General features: G+C 62.6%; 20 protein-coding genes. 11 read left to right on the top strand and 9 right to left on the bottom strand.

All coding sequences use genetic code 11. From position 1 onward, the window contains the following. Nucleotides 1–374: 374 nt before the first annotated feature. The 4 genes from modA to AUK77_RS17550 all read left to right on the top strand — a co-directional run bounded on the left by modA (nucleotide 375) and on the right by AUK77_RS17550 (nucleotide 3872). Nucleotides 375–1130, top strand: a complete 756-nt coding sequence (gene modA / locus AUK77_RS17535; protein ID WP_296132314.1) for a molybdate ABC transporter substrate-binding protein — start codon at nucleotides 375–377, stop codon at nucleotides 1128–1130. Nucleotides 1131–1142: 12 nt separating this feature from the next. Further along, nucleotides 1143–1823 carry a molybdate ABC transporter permease subunit gene (gene modB / locus AUK77_RS17540; RefSeq protein WP_296132318.1) on the top strand — a complete coding sequence of 227 codons (681 nt, stop codon included), beginning with the start codon at nucleotides 1143–1145 and terminating at the stop codon, nucleotides 1821–1823. Beyond that, nucleotides 1820–2962 carry a molybdenum ABC transporter ATP-binding protein gene (gene modC / locus AUK77_RS17545; RefSeq protein ID WP_296132322.1) on the top strand — a complete coding sequence of 381 codons (1143 nt, stop codon included), beginning with the start codon at nucleotides 1820–1822 and terminating at the stop codon, nucleotides 2960–2962. Before modB ends, modC begins: the two co-directional genes overlap by 4 nt. Nucleotides 2963–3128: 166 nt before the next feature. Then, complete coding sequence (locus AUK77_RS17550; protein WP_296132326.1) at nucleotides 3129–3872, top strand: hypothetical protein; 744 nt, start codon at nucleotides 3129–3131, stop codon at nucleotides 3870–3872. Between the two features lie 171 nt (nucleotides 3873–4043). Here the strand turns inward: AUK77_RS17550 and AUK77_RS17555 are convergent, their stop codons facing one another. After that, nucleotides 4044–4568, bottom strand: coding sequence for an Mpo1-like protein (locus tag AUK77_RS17555; protein ID WP_296132329.1), 525 nt, complete (start codon nucleotides 4566–4568; stop codon nucleotides 4044–4046). Between the two features lie 89 nt (nucleotides 4569–4657). Here AUK77_RS17555 and AUK77_RS17560 point away from each other — a divergent pair, with 89 nt between their 5' ends. Together AUK77_RS17560 and AUK77_RS17565 are read left to right on the top strand one after the other, a co-directional pair. After that, nucleotides 4658–5341 (top strand): Crp/Fnr family transcriptional regulator, encoded by a 684-nt coding sequence (locus AUK77_RS17560; protein ID WP_296132332.1) that lies wholly within the window; start codon nucleotides 4658–4660, stop codon nucleotides 5339–5341. 104 nt (nucleotides 5342–5445) lie between these two features. Next, entirely contained in the window at nucleotides 5446–7389 is a 1944-nt protein-coding gene (locus tag AUK77_RS17565) for an alkaline phosphatase D family protein (RefSeq protein WP_296132335.1), read from the top strand. On the opposite strand, the gene AUK77_RS17570 is transcribed toward AUK77_RS17565, so the two are convergent. The 3 genes from AUK77_RS17570 to trpB all read right to left on the bottom strand — a co-directional run bounded on the left by AUK77_RS17570 (nucleotide 7386) and on the right by trpB (nucleotide 10403). Next, nucleotides 7386–8018: a TetR/AcrR family transcriptional regulator gene (locus AUK77_RS17570; RefSeq protein ID WP_296132337.1), complete on the bottom strand. Its 633-nt coding sequence runs from the start codon at nucleotides 8016–8018 to the stop codon at nucleotides 7386–7388. The genes AUK77_RS17565 and AUK77_RS17570 overlap by 4 nt on opposite strands. A gap of 367 nt (nucleotides 8019–8385) precedes the next feature. Next, nucleotides 8386–9195, bottom strand: a complete 810-nt coding sequence (trpA, locus tag AUK77_RS17575) for a tryptophan synthase subunit alpha (RefSeq protein ID WP_296132345.1) — start codon at nucleotides 9193–9195, stop codon at nucleotides 8386–8388. Further along, nucleotides 9192–10403 carry a tryptophan synthase subunit beta gene (gene trpB, locus AUK77_RS17580; RefSeq protein ID WP_296132348.1) on the bottom strand — a complete coding sequence of 404 codons (1212 nt, stop codon included), beginning with the start codon at nucleotides 10401–10403 and terminating at the stop codon, nucleotides 9192–9194. The genes trpA and trpB overlap by 4 nt, the downstream gene beginning before the upstream one ends. A 129-nt stretch (nucleotides 10404–10532) precedes the next feature. On the opposite strand from trpB, the gene AUK77_RS17585 reads away from it, so the two are divergent. Continuing rightward, the gene (locus tag AUK77_RS17585; RefSeq protein WP_296132351.1) at nucleotides 10533–11417 is read left to right on the top strand and encodes a LysR family transcriptional regulator; all 885 of its coding nucleotides are present in this window, start codon (nucleotides 10533–10535) and stop codon (nucleotides 11415–11417) included. Nucleotides 11418–11423: 6 nt separating this feature from the next. On the opposite strand, the gene AUK77_RS17590 is transcribed toward AUK77_RS17585, so the two are convergent. After that, on the bottom strand, nucleotides 11424–11840 hold the full coding sequence (locus tag AUK77_RS17590) for a hypothetical protein (RefSeq protein ID WP_296132354.1): 417 nt from the start codon (nucleotides 11838–11840) through the stop codon (nucleotides 11424–11426). Nucleotides 11841–11945: 105 nt separating this feature from the next. Between AUK77_RS17590 and AUK77_RS17595 the strand changes: the two genes are divergently transcribed. Beyond that, nucleotides 11946–13004, top strand: a complete 1059-nt coding sequence (locus tag AUK77_RS17595; protein WP_296132357.1) for an aminopeptidase — start codon at nucleotides 11946–11948, stop codon at nucleotides 13002–13004. A 59-nt stretch (nucleotides 13005–13063) separates the two neighbouring features. Further along, entirely contained in the window at nucleotides 13064–13294 is a 231-nt protein-coding gene (locus AUK77_RS17600) for a DUF1161 domain-containing protein (RefSeq protein WP_296132358.1), read from the top strand. A 339-nt stretch (nucleotides 13295–13633) separates the two neighbouring features. On the opposite strand, the gene AUK77_RS17605 is transcribed toward AUK77_RS17600, so the two are convergent. Then, nucleotides 13634–14281 (bottom strand): HAD family hydrolase, encoded by a 648-nt coding sequence (locus tag AUK77_RS17605; RefSeq protein ID WP_296132374.1) that lies wholly within the window; start codon nucleotides 14279–14281, stop codon nucleotides 13634–13636. A gap of 14 nt (nucleotides 14282–14295) precedes the next feature. Then, nucleotides 14296–14838: a gamma carbonic anhydrase family protein gene (locus AUK77_RS17610; protein ID WP_108487226.1), complete on the bottom strand. Its 543-nt coding sequence runs from the start codon at nucleotides 14836–14838 to the stop codon at nucleotides 14296–14298. Nucleotides 14839–14969: 131 nt separating this feature from the next. On the opposite strand from AUK77_RS17610, the gene prlC reads away from it, so the two are divergent. Beyond that, complete coding sequence (gene prlC / locus AUK77_RS17615) at nucleotides 14970–17018, top strand: oligopeptidase A (protein WP_296132363.1); 2049 nt, start codon at nucleotides 14970–14972, stop codon at nucleotides 17016–17018. Continuing rightward, the gene (locus tag AUK77_RS17620) at nucleotides 17015–17293 is read left to right on the top strand and encodes a YheV family putative zinc ribbon protein (RefSeq protein WP_296132366.1); all 279 of its coding nucleotides are present in this window, start codon (nucleotides 17015–17017) and stop codon (nucleotides 17291–17293) included. Before prlC ends, AUK77_RS17620 begins: the two co-directional genes overlap by 4 nt. 247 nt (nucleotides 17294–17540) lie before the next feature. Here the strand turns inward: AUK77_RS17620 and recD are convergent, their stop codons facing one another. Beyond that, nucleotides 17541–19385, bottom strand: coding sequence for an exodeoxyribonuclease V subunit alpha (recD, locus tag AUK77_RS17625; protein WP_296132368.1), 1845 nt, complete (start codon nucleotides 19383–19385; stop codon nucleotides 17541–17543). A gap of 90 nt (nucleotides 19386–19475) precedes the next feature. After that, the coding region (locus AUK77_RS17630; protein ID WP_296132371.1) for a hypothetical protein at nucleotides 19476–19829 on the bottom strand (354 nt) is incomplete at its 5' end.

Raw genomic sequence — 19829 nt, forward strand, 5'->3', positions numbered from 1 at the left:
TACTCGGCGTCAGCGAAGGTCATCTGCTTCATGGGGAAACTCAGCGGGTGGAATCCGGGTATTTTGCCAAAATCTGGAAGTCTTCTTCAGAGTTTCCTAAGACACATTATTTGTAAGTCTATTGGTTCCTCTCGTCGAATGCTCGTAACTTTTTGTCGCCTATCAGAACTAATTCAGCAGTGTTATGCGGATGCTCTTGCAGCGGTTCTCGCGTTTTAAATGAAGCGCCGGTGCCTTGTTGACGCGCCACTGCTAGCATCGCGGGCACAGGTTTGCGCCGCATGGCATGTAGGCAAAAATAGGTGCCAAGCCAGCACCTTTCATCGGCGTTTTCGGAAGCCATCTATGTACCAGTTACGCTCTGGTTTTTTCTCATGAGGCTCGCTAATTCGCGCGCGGTTTTCACGGCGCTGTTATTTACACTCAGCAGCCCGCTTCAGGCCGGCGAGGTGCAGGTGGCGGTGGCGGCTAATTTCACTGCGCCCATGCAGGCCATTGCCCAGGCTTTTGAGCGGCACAGCGGACATCAGGTGGTTGCGGCCTACGGCGCGACCGGGCAGTTATATGCGCAGATGCAACATGGCGCGCCCTTTGACCTGTTTCTTAGCGCCGATGCCAGCACGCCGGCCAAGTTAGAGGCGCAAGGTCAGGGTGTTCGCGGCTCGCGCTTTACCTATGCCATTGGCCGTTTGGTGTTGTGGTCGGCCACGCCGGGTTATCTGGACGGCAGCGACGCAGTACTCAAGGCCAACCAGTTCCGCTATCTGGCAATTGCGGACCCGAAGACCGCGCCCTATGGTCTGGCTGCCACCCAAGTGTTGGCCCAACTCGGCTTGACCGAGGCGGTTCAAAACAAGCTGGTCACCGGGCAGAGCATCGGCAAGGCGTTGCACTTTGTCGCCAGTGGCAATGCTGAACTGGGCTTTGTCGCGATGTCGCAGGTGTATCAGGATGGCCAGCTGAAAAGCGGTTCGGCCTGGGTTGTGCCGGCCGCGTTGCACGCGCCGATCAAGCAGGATGCCGTGCTGCTGGAGAAGGGCGCTGACAACCCGGCTGCCGCTGCGTTTCTGACCTTTTTGCAAGGCGAGCAAGCGACGAAGATTATTCAGTCTTATGGCTACTCACGTTAAAAGGCCGCAGCGATGCCCCTGAGCCAAGCAGATTTTGCCGCCGTTTGGCTGACGCTGGAGTTGGCCTCGCTGACCACCCTGTTGCTGTTGCTGATCGGTACGCCCATTGCCTGGTGGCTGGCGCGCACCGAATCACGTTGGAAGCAGCCGATTGGTGCCATCGTCGCCCTGCCCTTGGTGTTGCCGCCCACGGTGATCGGCTTCTACCTGCTGGTGAGCATGGGCCCGAATGGGTTTATCGGCCAACTGACCCAGAGCCTCGGTCTCGGCACCCTGACCTTTACCTTTACCGGGTTGGTGATCGGCTCGGTGTTCTATTCCCTGCCCTTTGTGGTGCAGCCGTTGCAAAACGCCTTTGAGGCGATTGGCCGTGCCCCGCTGGAGGCCGCTGCGACCCTGCGGGCCGGGCCGTGGGACACCTTTTTCAGCGTGGTGTTGCCGCTGGCCAGGACCGGGTTTGTCACGGCGGCGATTCTCGGGTTTGCCCACACCGTGGGTGAGTTCGGTGTGGTGCTGATGATTGGCGGCAACATCCCCGGCAAGACGCAAGTGGCCTCCGTGCAGATCTACAACCATGTAGAAACCATGCAATACGCCCAAGCGCATTGGTTGGCGGGTGGCATGGTGCTGTTCTCCTTTGTGGTGTTGTTGGCGCTGTACAGCCGGCGCAGCACCCTGCGGGTGTGGCGATGATCTGGCCATTCACGCGGCGTCAGTCGGCTGTAACGCATATCAGCGGCAAGGGTGAGATACGCGCGCAGTTCAAGGTCGAGCATGCCGGTTTCGCCTTGGACGTGGCCCTCGACCTGCCGGGCCGTGGCGTCAGTGCCCTGTTCGGCCATTCCGGCTCGGGCAAGACCAGTTGTCTGCGCTGTTTTGCCGGACTGGATCAGCCGCGTACGGGTTATCTGCAGGTCAATGGCGAAGTCTGGCAGGACAGCGCGCGGGGCATTTTCGTCCCCGCCCACCGGCGCGCCGTGGGTTACGTGTTTCAGGACGCCAACCTGTTTGCGCACCTCTCGGTGCGCGGCAATCTGCTCTATGGATTCAAACGCATCCCCGCTGCACAGCGCCGCGTGGCATTGGACCAGGCGGTGGAGTTGCTCGGCATCGGTCACCTGCTGGAGCGCATGCCGGGCCATTTGTCTGGCGGCGAGCAGCAGCGCGTCGGCATCGCTCGCGCCCTGCTGACCAGCCCGCGCCTGCTGCTGATGGATGAGCCGCTAGCGTCTCTCGACCTCAAGCGCAAACGGGAGGTGCTGCCCTATCTGGAGCGCCTGCATGCCGAATTGGAGATTCCAATTGTCTACGTCAGCCATTCGCCGGACGAAGTGGCGCGCCTGGCCGATCACTTGGTGGTGCTCGACGAGGGCAAGGTCACGGCCAGCGGCCCGCTCAAGGAAACCCTGCTGCGCGCTGACCTGCCGTTTGTCTTTGAAGACGACGCCGAGGCGGTGGTCGATGGCGTGGTCAGTGGCCATGATGCTGCCTATGGACTGCTCGCGCTGCACCTGTCCGGCAGCGCCATCACCGTGCAACTGCCGCATGCGGCATTGCTTGTGGGGCAGGCGGTGCGGATCAAAATCATGGCGCGCGATGTCAGCCTGAGCCTGCAGCAGGCCGAGCAAAGCAGCGTGCTCAATCTGCTACCGGCGCAGGTGCTCGACTGGATCACCGTGGCCGAGCAGGCCCATGTGCTGGTGCGCGTGCAGGTGGGCGGCGAGCAGCTGATGGCGCGCATCACCCGTTACTCGTTCGACCGGTTGAACATTCAGCCGGGGCTGTCGTTGTGGGTGCAGGTCAAGTCCATGTCGTTGCTGAGCAGCAACTGAGCGCCGGCACGACATATTCGGTTGCAGCTATGTCGCGCTTTCCGACGAAATCACTCTTTAGGCTGCTTTCTTGCGTCAATCACTGCAGTACCCTTTTGCCGCGCGAACCCATAAGCTGACAGCGTTCAGCCCTTGCTCACAAAAATAATAAGGAGCACACCCCGTCATGCGATTCACAGTGTCTCTACGCCCGTTTTTGCTCACCTTGCTGGGCGTGTTAGCCAGCCTCTCACCGCTCAGCTATGCCGAAGCCATCTCGCCCCAAGAGCAGGTTCAGGTGCATGCCAGCCGGGTTACCAGCACGTTGATGCTGTTACGCGGCGAGGGTTTCCAAAAGAAACATGAACAGACCTTGGAGTCTGATCTGGCCGCATTGGCGGCGTCGGTGCAGAGCCTGCCGCAGCGACCGGACGAGTTGCGCAGCGCGCACCAGGAACTGGTGGTGCAGATTCGCCGTGGCGTGGCCTTTGGCCCGAATGAAGAAGACATGCCCTGGCGCTACCCCGAAGACCTCAGCAAGGCGCTGCTCGGCGTGCTGGAGCAGACCCGCAAGCTCTCCAACCCCGGCGAGAGTGAGCTGTCCGCCAAGCTGGAATACCTCTCGGTGCAGTACCTGAGCCGCTCGTATTTCGGTAATTTTGAAACCGCCCGCGAGCAGCCCGACACCTACCTGGGGCAGGACGAGCGCAAGATTGTGCCGACGGTCGATGCCCAGTTGGCTGCGCTGGACAGCAGCGCCAACCCGCAAGTCGGCAAGCTCAAGACCCGCTGGGACTACCTCAAAGCCGCATTGGTTGACCTCAACAGCCAAAGCAGTGCCCTGGAGAGCGCCTCCGGCCGGCCGTTCGCCCCGACCACGGTTTACCGCCACACCCGTTCGCTAACAGACCAGTGGATGGCGATGTACTGAGGCTTCAGCAACCCGGTCAGTAAGCATGTAGCCCGGATGTCTCCGGGCTTTTTGGCGCAGCAACGGGCTGTCAGCGTTGTAGCCCGGAAGCAATCCGGGTCATGTAGGCGAGCTGCATAACCGCTCCCGGACTGCATCCGGGCTACAGACGATCAGGCCGCCTTTGGCCGCTCAAGCGCTGGCTTTTTTCTCACGGATGCAGGTCGGCCCGGCACGCTCGACGATGGCCTGTTCGACCTCCTTGCGCAGGCCCAGCAGGAAGGCGGCTTCAGCGGCAACGAACAGCGGCCCGATCACCAGCCCCATGACGTCATCGACGAACGCCGGTTTGCGCCCTTCGTAATAATGACCGACAAACTGGATAATCCAGCCGATGACGAACAGGCCGACGCCACTGCTCAACCAGACAGCCGTGGACTGCACAGCCAGATCAGCGGCCACACTCAGGCTCACACCCAGCAACGCCACCATCAACAGGCCGAAACGCACGTCCAGGCGCAGGTAAAACACCGCCGCCGCCAGCGCCACCAGCGTTGCAGGCGACAGCCACAGGCCGAGTACGTCAACGCCAGGACGGGACAGCAACACGGCCACGGCCACCACAATCAGCGGAATACCGATAAAGTGACTGAAGATATTGCGCTGATCGCGGTGATACGCCGCGTATTGCGCCAGATGATCAACCAGAGTTTTCATTATTGTTCTCCTCATGCAAGACAGGTGACTACGATGCCTGCATGCCCTCGCCCTGCTCTGTCAGCTAGCCGACAAAGCGCCGGTGACCGATGAACAGCGTTCACGATTACCAAGCCCGCGTGCAGCAGGGCCATTGGTTCAGCGCCCTGCCGGCTGCGCTGCAAGCCGCGCTGCTCGCTGCCGCACAGGTGCAGCAGCTGGCGCCCGGTCAAGTGCTGTTTCGCCGCGGTGACAAACCCAGTGGCCTGTATGCCGTGGTGGCCGGCGGCATGCGCATTGGCGCGGTGAGTGCGAGTGGCAAGGAAGCGCTGTTGACCCTGGTTGAGCCGCCCTACTGGTTTGGCGAGATTTCCCTGTTCGACGGCCAGCCGCGCACTCACGATGCCTTTGCCGAAGGGCCCACCACCTTGTTGTTGGTGCCGCAGGCACGGCTGCTCGCGCTGCTCGACCAGCAGCCGCAGCACTGGCGTGATTTCGCCCTGCTGATGAGCCAGAAACTGCGTCTGGCGTTTATCGCTCTGGAAGAAATGAGCCTGCTGCCCGCCGCCCCGCGTTTGGCCCGACGGCTATTGCTGATTGCCGAGAACTACGGCGAAGGCGAACCGCGCCGGGTGTTGCACCTGCCGCAGGAGCAATTGGCGCTGATGTTGGCGATCTCAAGGCAGACCACCAACCAAATCCTCAAGGAGCTGGAAGCGCAGGGGGTGGTGCGCCTGACCTACGGCGAGATCGAGATTCTTGACCTGCCACGCTTGCGTCAGGCCGCGCAATAAGCGGCGCGAAGCAGCTGGTGACAGCTTGCTGCTGCAAGGGCTGAACCTCTGGCGCAGAATGACGCTCTATAGCCGTCCTAATTGCCACTGAGCCCCGTCATCTAATGCCAATATCCACCGCCACCGCTCATATTGATCTGCCCTGGGTGTTGGCTGGCCCGCTGTTGCGCCGTATGGAACCGCAGCGCTTGGTGCTCTGGCTGGTGGGCCGTCAGCCCTTATCGCTCACCCTGCAACTGAGTCATGCCGCCGCGCCCGAGCCACAACGTTTGCCGCTGACCGATGACCGTTGCCAGGTCATCCAGATTGGCGAACACGCGTTTATTCACCTGATTGACCTGACCCTCGATGCGCCGCTGCCCTGCGATGTGCAGATTGATTACGACCTGTTGATCGAGCCACCCGGCCAGCCCGCGCTGGGCATCGCCGACTGGGCCCCGCACTTGCTGTATGCCGGTGCCAGCCAGGCCAACTTTGTCTTGCGCGCGCAGCTCGACAACCTCCTCCACGGCTCCTGCCGCAAGCCGCACCATCCGGCGGCCGATGGTTTGCTCTGCGCCGACCGCCTGCTGGCCGAGGCACACCCGGCCGAACAGCGCCCGGCGCTGCTGTTGATGAGTGGCGATCAGGTCTACGCCGATGACGTCGGCGGGCCGATGCTGCGGGTCATTCACCAGTTAATTGCGCGCCTCGGCCTGTTTGGTGAATGCCTGGAGGGCGCGGTGGTGGATGACAGCGCCGCGCTCTATCAACATCCCGCCAGCTATTACCAGCGCGCCGAATTACTGCCTGCGCTGCAAAGCAACGAGACCCTGCGCGAGCGCTTCTTCGGCGGCGTCAAAAAGCCCGTGTTCACCACCAGCAATGCCGACAACCACCTGGTGACCTGCGCCGAAGTGCTGGCCATGTACCTGCTGGTGTGGTCGCCCGTGCCCTGGACCTTGCTCGACAACGAAATGCCTGCATTGCCTGCCGAGCATGTCGACCGCTACCAACGTGAGCGTCAACATATCGAGGCGTTTCGCGCCGGGCTGGGCAACGTCGCGCGCGTCCTGGCCCACCTGCCGACGCTGATGATCTTTGACGACCACGACATCACCGACGACTGGAACCTCTCCGCACAATGGGAGCAGACGGCCTACGGTCACCCGTTTTCGCGGCGCATCATTGGCAATGCACTGATCGCCTACCTACTGTGTCAGGGCTGGGGCAATAACCCGTCGGTGTTTGCCAAACCGCTGCAAAGCCTGCGCGCGATGATCGACGGACGCGATATCGAGAACCGCCTCAACAGCCCGCAGCAAGACGCGCTGATTGGCGAACTGTTGAGCTTCCACCAGTGGCAATTCGTCCTGCCCACCACCCCGGCATTGCTGGTGCTGGACACCCGCACCCGTCGCTGGCGCAGCGAACGCCAACTGCGCCGGCCATCGGGACTGCTGGATTGGGAAGCCCTGTGCGAATTCCAGCAAGCGCTGCTCGACCATCCGGCGGCGATCATCGTCTCGCCGGCACCGATGTTCGGCGTCAAATTGATCGAGACCATCCAGAAATTGTTCACCTGGGCTGGCCACCCGCTGTTGGTGGATGCGGAAAACTGGATGGCCCATCGCGGTGCGGCGCAGGTCATGCTGAACATTTTCCGCCACTCGCGCACGCCCGGCCACTACGTGATTCTCTCCGGCGATGTGCATTATTCCTTTGTTTACGAAGTGCTGATTCGCCACCGCAAACGCGGCCCGCGACTCTGGCAAATCACCAGCAGCGGCCTGAAGAACGAATTCCCACGGCGTCTGCTCGACTGGTTCGACCGCCTCAACCGCTGGCTGTACGCGCCGTGGTCGCCGCTCAACTGGCTGACCAAGCGTCGGCGCATGCAGGTCACGCCGCGCATCCCCTCACGCAGCAAAGCGGGCGAGCGCCTGTGGAACGGCGCAGGCCTCGGTCAGGTGCTGTTCAACGCACAAGGCCAGCCGCGCGCGATCTATCAGCTCAATGCCGATGGATCGCCGAGGGTGGCCTTTGTGGAGGAGCGTGATGACGCCTAAAGCGCGCGTTTAGGCAGGTGCGGCGGCAGGTACAGGCTCAGATAGGCATCGAACACGCGCATGCCTTCTTCGGCCATGCGCGGGGTGATGGTGCCGTGCAGTTGCACCGAGCGGGCGTAAACGCGGTCGCCCAGTTCCATGGCCAATGCGAACACATCAACATCGTCCGGCAGTTGCGGCAGGGGGAAGTGGCGGTCGAAGACCTGCTGCATCAACTGGCCCAGTTCAATGTCGTGCTGGCGATCGGCCTGGGTCACCTCTGTCAGCCCGTGTTGAGCGAGGATCAGCTGGCGGGCGGCGGCGTCGGCGGCGTAGATCGCCAGCATGCGCTGTTCGATCAGGCGCGACAGATCACGCCATTCACGCAATTCGTCATGCGCCACCGGCGCTTGCAGGCAATCGCGAAAGGCCTGGTGCACATCGGCGGTCAGCGCTTCCAGCAGTGCCGGCACGCTGGCAAAAAAGTGATAGACCGATGACGGCGGAATCGCCGCGCGTTCGGCCACGTTGTAGACCGACAGGCTGGCCACGCCCTGCTCGGCCAGCAATTCGCGGGCGGCGGCCAAAATGCCGGTGATGCGGCTCTGACTACTGGCGCGGGGTTTGCGGGCAACGGCTGGACGGGACATGGCGAGACTCAGAGCAGGGAATCAAGGGGGGTGACGATGGTTCGCCGCCTACCCTACACCGAACCCATAGTTCGGATGAAATCCGGGAGCGGTTTTAGTGGCACTAAATGCCCCGGATTGCATCCGGGCTACGCGACTTTTTTCATTCACCTGCGCAGAGGTGGATGGGGAAGCGCCATCCACCCTAGGACAGGGTGATACTTCGCTGTCCACCTTGCGCCGAACCCGTAGCCCGGATGAAATCCGGGAGCGGTTCACTGGCAATAAATGCCCCCGGATTGCATCCGGGCTACGCGACTTTTTTCATTCACCTGTGCAGAGGTGGATGGATGAAGCGTCATCCACCCTACGCGCTAGCACCGCAAAATCAGACGCGCGCGCTGCGCACACCTTCAGCCAGAGCGCTGCACAGGCTCAGCACGCCGTCTATGGCCTGTGCGTCGCTTGTGGCATTAGCGATCTGGTCGATCAGTGCCGAGCCGACCACTACGCCTTCGGCCAGGCGTGCGATGGTTGCCGCGTGTTCCGGGGTGCGGATGCCGAAGCCGATGCACAGGGGCAGGTCGGTGTGGCGACGCAGGCGGGTCACGGCCTGTTCGACGTGATCCAGCGTGGCTGCGCCGGCACCGGTCACACCGGCGACCGACACGTAGTAAACAAAGCCCGAGCTACCGTTGAGCACTTTCGGCAGGCGATTGTCGTCGGTGGTCGGGGTGGTCAGGCGGATAAAGTCCAGGCCTGCGACTTGCGCCGGGTCGCACAGGTCGACGTTATGTTCCGGCGGCAGGTCGACGACGATCAGGCCATCAACGCCCGAAGCGACGGCTTCAGCGATAAAACGCTCAACACCGTATTTGTGAATCGGGTTGAAGTAGCCCATCAGCACCAGCGGCGTGACCTGCTCGCCTTCGCGGAACTCGCGGACCATCTGCAGGGTTTTCGCCAGATCCTGACCATTGTCCAGCGCGCGGATGTTGGCGAGCTGGATGGCCGGGCCGTCGGCCATCGGATCGGTAAAGGGCATGCCCAGTTCGATCACATCAGCACCCGCGGCGGGCAGGCCTTTAAGGATGGCCAGCGAGGCATCGTAGTTCGGGTCGCCGCCGGTGACGAAGGTCACCAGCGCGGCGCGGTTCTGCTCTTTCAGTTCGGCAAAGCGGGCTTGCAGGCGGCTCATGCGTGCTGCTCCTGTTGTTCCATGTGGTGCACGATGGTTTGCATGTCTTTGTCGCCACGCCCGGAGAGGTTGACCACCATCAGGTGATCCTTAGGCAGGTTGGGCGCACGCTTGAATACTTCCGCCAGGGCGTGAGCGGTTTCCAGGGCCGGGATGATGCCCTCCTGACGGCAGCAGATGTGGAAGGCTTCGAGGGCTTCGGTGTCGGTCACGGAGGTGTATTCGACGCGGCCGACTTCATGCAACCAGGCGTGTTCCGGGCCGATGCCGGGGTAATCCAGGCCGGCGGAAATCGAGTGGGCGTCGATGATCTGGCCGTCATCGCTCTGCAGCAGGAAGGTGCGGTTGCCGTGCAGCACGCCAGGTACGCCGCCGTTCAGGCTGGCGGCGTGCTTGCCGGTTTCGATGCCGTGACCGGCCGCTTCCACGCCGATGATTTGGATCTGTTTGTCATCGAGGAAGGGATGGAACAGGCCGATGGCGTTCGAGCCACCGCCGATGCAGGCGATCAGGCTGTCGGGCAGGCGACCTTCCTGGGCGAGCATCTGGTCGCGGGTTTCCTTGCCGATCACGGCCTGGAAGTCGCGCACCATCGCCGGGTACGGGTGCGGGCCAGCTACGGTGCCGATCATGTAGAAGGTGTTGTCGACGTTGGTTACCCAGTCGCGCAGGGCTTCGTTCATCGCATCTTTCAGGGTGCCGGTGCCGGCGACAACCGGGATCACGGTGGCACCCATCAGCTTCATGCGCAGCACGTTGGCGTTCTGCCGGTGGATGTCGGTGCTGCCCATGTAGATCACGCATTCCATGCCGAAGCGCGCCGCCACGGTGGCAGTGGCCACGCCGTGCATGCCCGCTCCGGTCTCGGCAATGATGCGTTTTTTACCCATGCGCTTGGCCAGCAGCACTTGGCCGATGCAGTTGTTGATCTTGTGCGCGCCGGTGTGGTTCAGCTCTTCGCGCTTGAAGTAGATCTTCGCGCCGCCGCACATCTCGGTCAGGCGCTCAGCGAAATACAGCGGGCTCGGACGGCCGACGAAATCACGCTGGAAGTAGGCCAGTTCTTTCTCGAACTCGGGGTCGAGCTTGGCTTTTTCGTACTCGGCGGCCAGGTCGTGGATCAGCGGCATCAGGGTTTCAGCGACATACTGACCGCCGAATGAGCCGAATAGGCCGTTGGCGTCTGGGCCAGTGCGGAAGGAAGTCATGGCGTTCTCCTCGGGAAATGGGCGCGCTGAGCGGGTGATACCCGCTTCACGACGATGGACACAGGATAAAGCTGTGGCCCGCTTTGCAAAAGCGATAAGATCGCCGCAACTTGTCAGGAAAACTCACAGATGAGCCAGGAACTACCGCCGCTAAATGCCCTGCGCGCCTTTGAAGCCGCCGCTCGCTTGAACAGTGTCAGCCATGCCGCTAACGAGCTGCATGTCACCCATGGCGCGGTAAGTCGGCAGGTGCGCGCGCTGGAAGAGCACCTTGGCGTGGCCCTGTTTAGCAAAGAGGGGCGTGGCCTTAAACTCACAGATGCCGGTGTGCGCTTGCGTGATGTGTGTGCCGAGGTATTTGGTCGCCTGCGCAGCACCTGCACGGAATTACAGCAAGGCCAAGCCGATGCGCCCTTTGTTCTGGCCTGCCCCGGCAGCCTGCTGGCGCGCTGGTTTATCCCGCGTCTGGATCGACTTAACCGTGAGTTGCCGGAACTGCGCTTGCAACTGTCGGCCAGTGAAGGGGAGCTGGACCCGCGCCGCAGCGGTGTGGACGCCACCCTGTGGTTTGCCACGCCGCCTTGGCCAGCGGACATGCAGGTGTTTGAGTTGGCGGCCGAGCGCATCGGCCCGGTGCTCAGCCCGCGTTATGCGCGCTTCGCCGAGTTGCATCAGGCCCCGGCCAGTGCGCTGCTGGGTGAGCCGCTGTTGCACACCAGCTCGCGTCCGCAAGCCTGGCCCAGCTGGGCTGCCCGCAACGCGCTGGACGCCAACGCGCTGAAACTCGGGCAAGGCTTTGAGCACCTGTACTACTTGCTTGAAGCCGCTGCTGCAGGCCTGGGTGTCGCCATCGCCCCGCAACAACTGGTGGCCGATGATCTCGCCGCCGGTCGCCTGGTTGCGCCCTGGGGCTTTGTCGAAACCTCGGTGCGGTTGGCCCTGTGGGTGCCCGCGCGGCGGCTCGACAAGCGCGCCGAGCGCTTGGCCGAGTGGTTGCGGGCGCAGCTGCAATAACGCGCGTCAGAAAGTGCCACAGCGGGTGATCTGCCCGCGCGCCAACAGCGTGCGCTGATCGTCATAGAGCCAGGCTTGGGCCTTCATCTGCATGGGCCGGGCCTCCAGTCGGTACGCCTGGCCGGCGCTAAAGTCATGCCGAACGCGAATCTCACAGGTGATCGTGCGCGGCTCGTTTGACCCGTCCAGTCCGCCGCCACCGTTCACCTCAAACTGCAAGCGCGCCTGCAGTTCGTGGGCACCGCTCGGCACCTGAAAAAAGCGACCATCCTGCAGGCGCTGCCCATCGAGGCGGTCGGCCATGAGCAGGCTGCCGGCCGGGCTGCGCAACTCAATCCAGGCTTGGTTTGGGTCCTTGGGCGGCAGGGGTGAAGCGCAGGCAGTGAGGACCAGCACCGCGCCAAGCAACGCCAGATAACGCATGGAACACCTCCATAGAGTGAACCGCTAGCCTACGCCGATCGCGTGCTGGAGGCAGCAACGCCGATGCGCTAGCGTGGCAGTCTGTTTATTCAGGGGTACAGCTCCATGTTCGACGCCCTGCTCTGGCGCTGGGTTCCGTTGGCCGCCGCGTGTCTGCTGAGCGGTTGCAGCACCCTCGATTACTACGGTCATCTGGCCGGCGGGCACCTGCACCTGCTGCAAGCGCGTGAGCCGATTAGCGCGTTGCTGGAGGACCCGGCGGCCGACCCCGACCTCCAGCAACGTCTGGCGTTGGCCCAGCAGGCACGAGCCTTTGCCAGTGCTCAGCTGAGCCTGCCTGACAACGGCAGCTACCGCCTGTATGCCGATATCGGCCGACCGTTCGTGGTGTGGAACGTATTTGCCACGGCGGAGTTTTCCCTGTCGCCTGAGCTGCACTGCTTTCCGATTGCGGGGTGCGTGGCCTATCGCGGTTTTTACAGTCAGGGCCGCGCGCGCGGTGCGGCGGCGTTACTCAAGCAGCAAGGGCTGGACACCTACCTGGGCGGGGTCGAGGCCTATTCCACCCTGGGCTGGTTCGATGACCCGATTCTCAACACCATGTTGCGCTGGAGCGATGAACGCCTGGTGGCGGTGATCTTCCACGAGTTGGCGCACCAACAGCTGTATGTGGCGGATGACACCGCGTTTAACGAATCCTTCGCCAGCTTTGTCGAGCACGAAGGTTTGCGCCAATGGCGTGCTGCCCGTGGCTTGGCGGCCCGCGATCCGGCTGGCGAACAGCAGCGCGAGCACTTTATCGCCCTGGTGCTGGCCAGCCGCGCACGCTTGGCGCAGCTCTACGCCAGTGACCTGCCCGCGGCTCAGATGCGTGCACGCAAAGCCGCTGAGTTTGACCGGCTGCGCACGGAGTACCACGCCCTGCGTGAACGCCAATGGGCTGGCCAGGGCCGTTACGACAACTGGATCAACACGCCGATGAACAACGCCAAGCTGCTGCCCTTTGGCCTCTATGATCAATGGGTGCCGGCTTTTGCCGCGCTGTTCGAGCAGGTTGACCGCGACTGGCCGCGCTTTTATGAGCGCGTCGCCGCCCTCGGCCAACTGCCCGAGGTGCAGCGGCATCAAGCGTTGACGGACTTATTGGCCGTTACGCCGAACTAAGGGACGGCACAGACAGTCCACATCCATGTCATCGATGTTCACGCAACAAGGAGCAGGCCATGAACAAACTCACCCTCGGCGTACTGTTAGCGCTGACCAGCACCAGCCTGTTGGCTGCACCCAAGCCCTGCGAAGAACTGCGCGCGGAGATTGAAGTGAAAATCCAGGCCGCCGGTGTGGCCAGTTACACCCTGGAAATTGTGCCCAACGACGAAGCCCAAGACCCGAGCATGGTGGTCGGCAGCTGCGACGGCGGCACCCGGAAGATCATTTACCAGAAAAACGGTTAGGTTTAGCGCAATAAGGTGGACACGCTTGGCGTTGTCCACCCTGCCTGACTTTCAGGCCGTAGGTTGGGTTGAGGCGCGTAGCGGCGAAGCCCGACGAATGTACAACCCAGTTGGGCTTCGCTGCGCTCAACGCCAACCTACGGGTATGCAATCCAATCGATCTTTCAGGCCGTAGGTTGGGTTGAGGCGCGCAGCGACGAAGCCCAACGAATGCCCCAGCCCAGTTGGGCCTCGCTGCGCTCAACGCCAACCTACGGGTGTGCAACCCGGTCTATGCTTTCAGGCCGTAGGTTGGGTTGAGACGCGCAGCGGCGAAGCCCAACGAATGCCCCAGCCCAACTAGCGCATAAACGCCCGATGCAACTCCGCCAGGCTGTGGAAGTGATAGGTCGGCGCTTCGGCCTGCAGCTCGGCAAAACTGCCAAAGCCATAGCCGACGGCGGCCGCATCCAGGCCGTTGCGTTTGGCGCCGATCAGGTCGTGCTTGCGATCGCCGATCATCAGCGTGCGCTCTACCGGCAGGTCTTCCTGTTGCAGCAGGTGGGCGATCAGCTCGACTTTGTCGGTGCGCGTGCCGTCCAACTCGCTGCCGTAAATCACCTTGAAGTGTCGAGCAAAGCCAAAGTGGCGGGCAATCTGCTCGGCAAACACCGTCGGCTTGCTGGTGGCGATGTACAGCGTGCGCTGCTGGTTTTGCAGCAATTGCAGCAGTTCACCGACGCCGTCGAACAGCAGGTTTTCATACAGCCCCACCTCGCGAAAACGCTCGCGGTAATGGTTCACCGCCTGCCAGGCGGTGGCCTCGTCAAAGCCGTAGCTGTGCATAAAACACTGCAACAACGGCGGGCCGATGAAGTGCTCCAGTGCCTGCAAATCAGGCTCCTCAATGCCCAGCTTGGCCAGCGCATGCTGCACCGAGCGGGTAATCCCTTCGCGCGGGTCGGTGAGGGTGCCGTCGAGGTCAAACAGGATGTTCTGGTAGTGCATCACGGGTTCGCTCATCAGCCGGCATAGCCTTCCAGCAAGTGTTGGTCTTTCAACCGCACGTAGTTGGCGGCGCTGTAGCTGAAGAAGTTGCGCTCTTTGTCTGTCAACGGCCGTGCTTGCTTCACCGGGCTGCCGACATACAAAAAGCCGCTTTCCAGCACCTTGCCCGGCGGCACCAGAGCGCCGGCACCGATCACCACCTCGTCCTGCACCACCGCACCGTCCATGATGATGCTGCCCATGCCGACCAAAATACGGTTACCCAGGGTGCAGCCGTGCAGGGTGACGTTGTGGCCGACGGTCACTTCATCGCCAATGATCAGCGGGTAGCCGTCCGGGTTGAACGGCCCGGCATGGGTGATGTGCAATACGCTGCCGTCCTGAATGCTGCTGCGCTCGCCGATGCGGATGCGGTGCATGTCGCCGCGAATCACCACCAGCGGCCACACCGAGCTGTCGCTGCCGATGTGCACATCGCCCAGCACCACGGCTGAAGCGTCGACAAACACCCGCTCGCCAAGCTGCGGGGTGAACTCTTGGTAGGTACGAATCGCCACGATAGAAATCTCTTGGGCTGCGGGAACGCTTGATTGTAATTAAGATGGCCCCCATGTCGGGTGATATCACGTCAGGCGAGTTGCCCGTCGCCTGCGCCCAGCCCTTTTTCCTTCGCCACAGGTGCCTTGTTGTGACCGCCACTAATCCCCTGCTGCACGCCTTCGACCTGCCGCCCTACAGCGCCATCCGCCCGGAGCACGTAGAACCGGCCATTGAGCAGATTCTGGCCGACAACCGCGCCGCCATGAGCCACCTGCTGGAACAACAGGCCGCCGACCCAAGCTGGGACGGCCTGGTGCTGGCCCTGGATGAACTGGGCGCGCGTCTGGGGCAAGCCTGGAGTCCGGTCAGCCACCTGAATGCGGTGTGCAACAGCGCTGAACTGCGCGCGGCCTACGAGGCCTGCCTGCCCAAGTTGTCCGAATACTGGACCGAAATCGGCCAGAACCAACCGCTGTTCCAGGCCTATCAGACGCTGGCCGCAAGCCCGGCAGCCGCCGGTTTCGATGTGGCGCAGAAAACCATCCTCGAACACGCCCTGCGCGACTTCCGCCTGTCCGGTATCGACCTGCCGGCCGAGCAGCAAAAGCGCTACGGCGAGATCCAGATGAAGCTGTCCGAGCTGGCCAGCAGCTTCTCCAACCAGTTGCTCGATGCCACCCAAGCTTGGACCAAGCACGTGACTGACGAGGCGGCGCTGGACGGCCTGACCGACTCAGCCAAGGCGCAGATGCAGCAAGCCGCCGAGGCCAAGGGGCTGGACGGTTGGCTGATCAGCCTGGAATTCCCCAGCTATTTCGCGGTGATGACCTACGCCAACGACCGCGCTCTGCGCGAAGAGCTGTATGCCGCCTACTGCACCCGCGCCTCCGATCAGGGGCCGAATGCCGGGCAGAACGACAATGGCCCGGTGATGAACGAAATCCTCGCCCTGCGTCAGGAACTGGCCAAGCTGCTGGGCTTCGGCAACTACGCCGAGCTGAGCCTGGCCAGCAAAATGGCCGAAAGCACCGAGCAGGTACTGAGCTTCCTGCGTGATCTGGGCGTACGCGGCAAGCCGTTTGCTGAACAAGACCTGCGCGAACTGCAAGCCTTCGCCGCTGAGCAGGGCTGCAACGAGCTGCAAAGCTGGGACGTCGGCTACTACAGCGAGAAGCTGCGCGAGCAGCGCTACAGCATTTCCCAGGAAATCCTGCGCGCCTACTTCCCCATCGACAAGGTGCTGACCGGCCTGTTCGCCATCGTCGAAAAGCTCTACGGCATTCAGATCAACGAGCTGTCCGGTTTCGACACCTGGCACCCGGATGTACGCCTGTTCGAAATCAAGGAGAACGGCGCGCACGTCGGGCGCTTCTTCTTCGACCTCTACGCCCGCGCCAACAAACGCGGCGGCGCGTGGATGGACGGTGCCCGCGATAAACGCCGCGATGCGACAGGTAAGCTGATCAGCCCGGTGGCTAACCTGGTGTGCAACTTCACTCCAGCGGTCGGCGGCAAACCAGCGCTGCTGACCCACGATGAAGTCACCACCCTGTTCCACGAATTCGGCCACGGCTTGCACCACCTGCTGACCCGCGTTGAACACGCTGGCGCGTCGGGCATCAACGGCGTGGCCTGGGACGCCGTGGAGCTGCCAAGCCAGTTTATGGAGAACTGGTGCTGGGAGCCGGAAGGCCTGGCGCTGATCTCCGGACACTACGAGACTGGTGAGCCGCTGCCACAGGACCTGCTGGACAAGATGCTGGCGGCGAAGAACTTCCAGTCCGGTTTGATGATGGTGCGGCAGATCGAGTTCAGCCTGTTCGACTTCGAACTGCACGCTACCCACGGTGACGGCCGCAGCGTGCTCGACGTACTCGAAGGCATCCGCGCGGAAGTCTCGGTGCTGCGTCCACCGGCCTACAACCGCTTCCCCAACAGCTTCGCGCACATCTTTGCCGGTGGTTACGCGGCCGGTTACTACAGCTACAAGTGGGCCGAAGTGCTCAGCGCCGATGCCTTCTCCAGGTTTGAGGAAGAAGGCGTGTTCAACAGCGCCACCGGCCAAGCCTTCCGCGAGGCGATTCTGGCGCGCGGCGGCTCACAGGCACCGATGGTGCTGTTTGTCGATTTCCGTGGCCGCGAGCCGTCCATCGACGCCCTGCTGCGCCACCTCGGCCTGAGCCAGGAGGCCGCATGAGCGACGCACCAGTGACCATCACCGCCAAACGCTTTATCGCCGGGGCCGTCTGCCCGGCGTGCAGCGAAATGGACAAGATCCAGATGTGGAATGTCGACGGCGTACCCAACCGCGAATGCGTGGCCTGCGGCTACGCCGACACCCTGGACGAACGCGGCAACTCGGTGCCGAAAGAACTGCCCACACGGGTCAACACCAGCGCCCTGAAACCCAAGGCGCCTGATCCGAAAGTGCAGGCGGTACAGTTCTTCCCGAATCCGAAACTGAAAAAATAGCCGGGCGCTATTTTTAACGTCGCGAAGCGACGGCCCGCAGGGTGGTTATCAGAGATAGCAGGCCATAAAAAATGACCGGGAGTCATTTTTAACGTCGCGCAGCGACGGCCCGTCAGGGTGGCCGCCAGGGATGGCAGGCCATAAAAAACAGGCGGGCGCTATTTTCCCCCCGCACAAGCGCACTGACCGTTACCGGCAGACGGTAGGTTGGTGTTGAGCGCAGCGAAGCCCAACAGCTTTTACACCCTCAAAACAACGCAAATTGGCTGAAGCCCTCTGCTATCGAGGGTGCCGGCGCTGCGTCGTTAGGTTTTGTCGCCAGCCGCTCAGCCAACCCCGCCGCGCGCTCGGCACGGGTGGCCACGGCTTCGCCCAAGCGGGCGGGTAAGGCCCAGATTTCCACTTTGTGTTTGGCGCGGGTGATGCCGGTGTAGAACAGGCTGCGGCTGAGCAAGGGGCTGGGCAGTTCGGGCAGCACCAGCAGCACGTTGGCAAATTCCGACCCCTGGCTTTTGTGCACGGTCATGGCGAAGGCGCTGTCGTGGCTGGGCAGGCGGGCCGGGGCGAAGGGGCGGTAGCCGTCTTCGCCTTCAAAAAAGACCCGCAGGCCGTATTCAGTGTGCAAGCAGATGCCGATATCGCCGTTGAACAGGCCGAGGGCGTAGTCGTTCTGCCGCACCATGATCGGCCGCCCGACATACCAGCGCTCGCGGCTGGCCACCTGGCTGCGGCGTTTGATCCGCGCTTCCAACGCTTCGTTGATCCCAGCGACACCCCAGGCACCTTCACGCTGGGCGCAAAGTGCGCGAAAGGCGTTGAACGCGGCGAAGGCGGCTGCTGGGTCGGTGCTTTTGGCGGCGCTGATATAGGGTGCATAGCCTTGATCCAGACGTTCCAGCAACTCATTGGGCGTCGGCGCGGCCATCCAGGTTAGGTCGCTGCGGCCTTCCTTGAGCAGGTTCAGAGTGCCGCTGACATCGCCGCCATTAATGCGCCGCGCCAGTTCGCCAATACCGCTGTCACCGGCAAAGCGGTGGCTGTGGGTGAGCAGCACCACCGCATCGCCCAGTTGCGAGGTCGGCTGGCTGATCGGCACCTGCTGGCCGGTGATGCGTTGCAGTTCGCCCGCCGCCTGAGCATCAAAACCACGGCCCTCGCAGAGTTCGGCAAACACCGCGCCGGCTTCCACGGCGCACAGTTGGTCTTTATCGCCAAGCAGGATCAATCGTGCAGTGGGCGGCAGCGCATCGAGCAGTTTGGCCATCAGCGCCAGATCGACCATCGACGCTTCGTCCACCACCAGCACGTCCAGCGCCAGCGGGTTGGCCGCGTGATGGCGCACTTGCGGGCTGTCGCCCCGGCTGCCGAGCAGGCGATGCAGGGTGCGCGCCTCGTCGGGCAGCGCGGCTTTGATCGCCTCGCTGACCGGCAACTCGGCTTTGGCATTGCGAATGGCTTCGGCCATGCGTGCAGCGGCTTTACCGGTAGGCGCGGCCAGGCCGATGGCCAGCGGAGCGCCGCCCGGATGTTCGCAACCGGGCTGTTCAAGCAGCGCCGCCAGCAAACGCACCACGGTGGTGGTTTTGCCGGTACCGGGGCCGCCAGAGATCACCGCCAGCTTGCGCCGCACCGCTTGCGCGGCGGCCAGGCGCTGCCAGTCGGGTTGCTGTTGGTTAAAGGCAAATAGTCGGGTCAGGCTTTCACTGAGCTGGGCCTCATCCACTTCGGGCAGGTCGGCGGCGCGTTGCAGCAACTGCTTGGCCAACTGGCGCTCATAAGCCTGATAACGCGCGAGATAAAGGCGGCCATGCTCAAGGATCAGCGGTGTGAAAGCGCCCTCGCCGCCAACCAACGCGGATGCCTGCAACTGCGCCTGCCAGTCCGTCAGTTTCGGCAGGTTGAAGGCATGCTCCGGCCAGGGCCGCTGCCCGGCCATGCGCGCCAACGGCAGGCAGACATCGCCTTTGTCCAAGGCCATGCACAGCAGCGCCGCCGAGGCCAGCACCACAGGTGACGCCTGCGGGTCGAGACGCTGCAAGCTAGCGACCAGCGCGCGTTCCAACGGGCCAAGGGGCAGATCAGCAAGCGTCATAATTCACTCCCGTAGCCCGGATGCAATCCGGGGCATGCGTGAGGCGGTGCGATGACCGTTCCCGGATTGCATCCGGGCTACTCGGCAACATCATCTGCCCTCCGCAAACAAGGTATCCAACGCATCCAACAGCCCATCGCTGGGCCGCGAGAAATACACCCCGGCGCTCGGCATGCCGCGCAGAAACAGGTAATACGCGCCGCCCAACTGCTCATTCTGGAAGTCATCCAAACGCTGCCGCAGGAAGCGTCGCAGCGCCACCAGGTAGATCAGGTATTGCAGGTAGTAATGCTCGGCGGCCAGGGCTTGCAGCAGGCGTTCGCCGCCGTAGTAGCTGGCGTCCGGCCCTAGCAGCCTGTCGGACTTGAATTCATAAATGGACAGAGCGCGACAAAGACAAAGCGAATTGCCCACTATTTGAGCGTTTTTAACCGGTTGTTGCCC

The organism is Pseudomonas sp. Ga0074129 (assembly GCA_001465025.1).
Taxonomy (GTDB): domain Bacteria; phylum Pseudomonadota; class Gammaproteobacteria; order Pseudomonadales; family Pseudomonadaceae; genus Aquipseudomonas.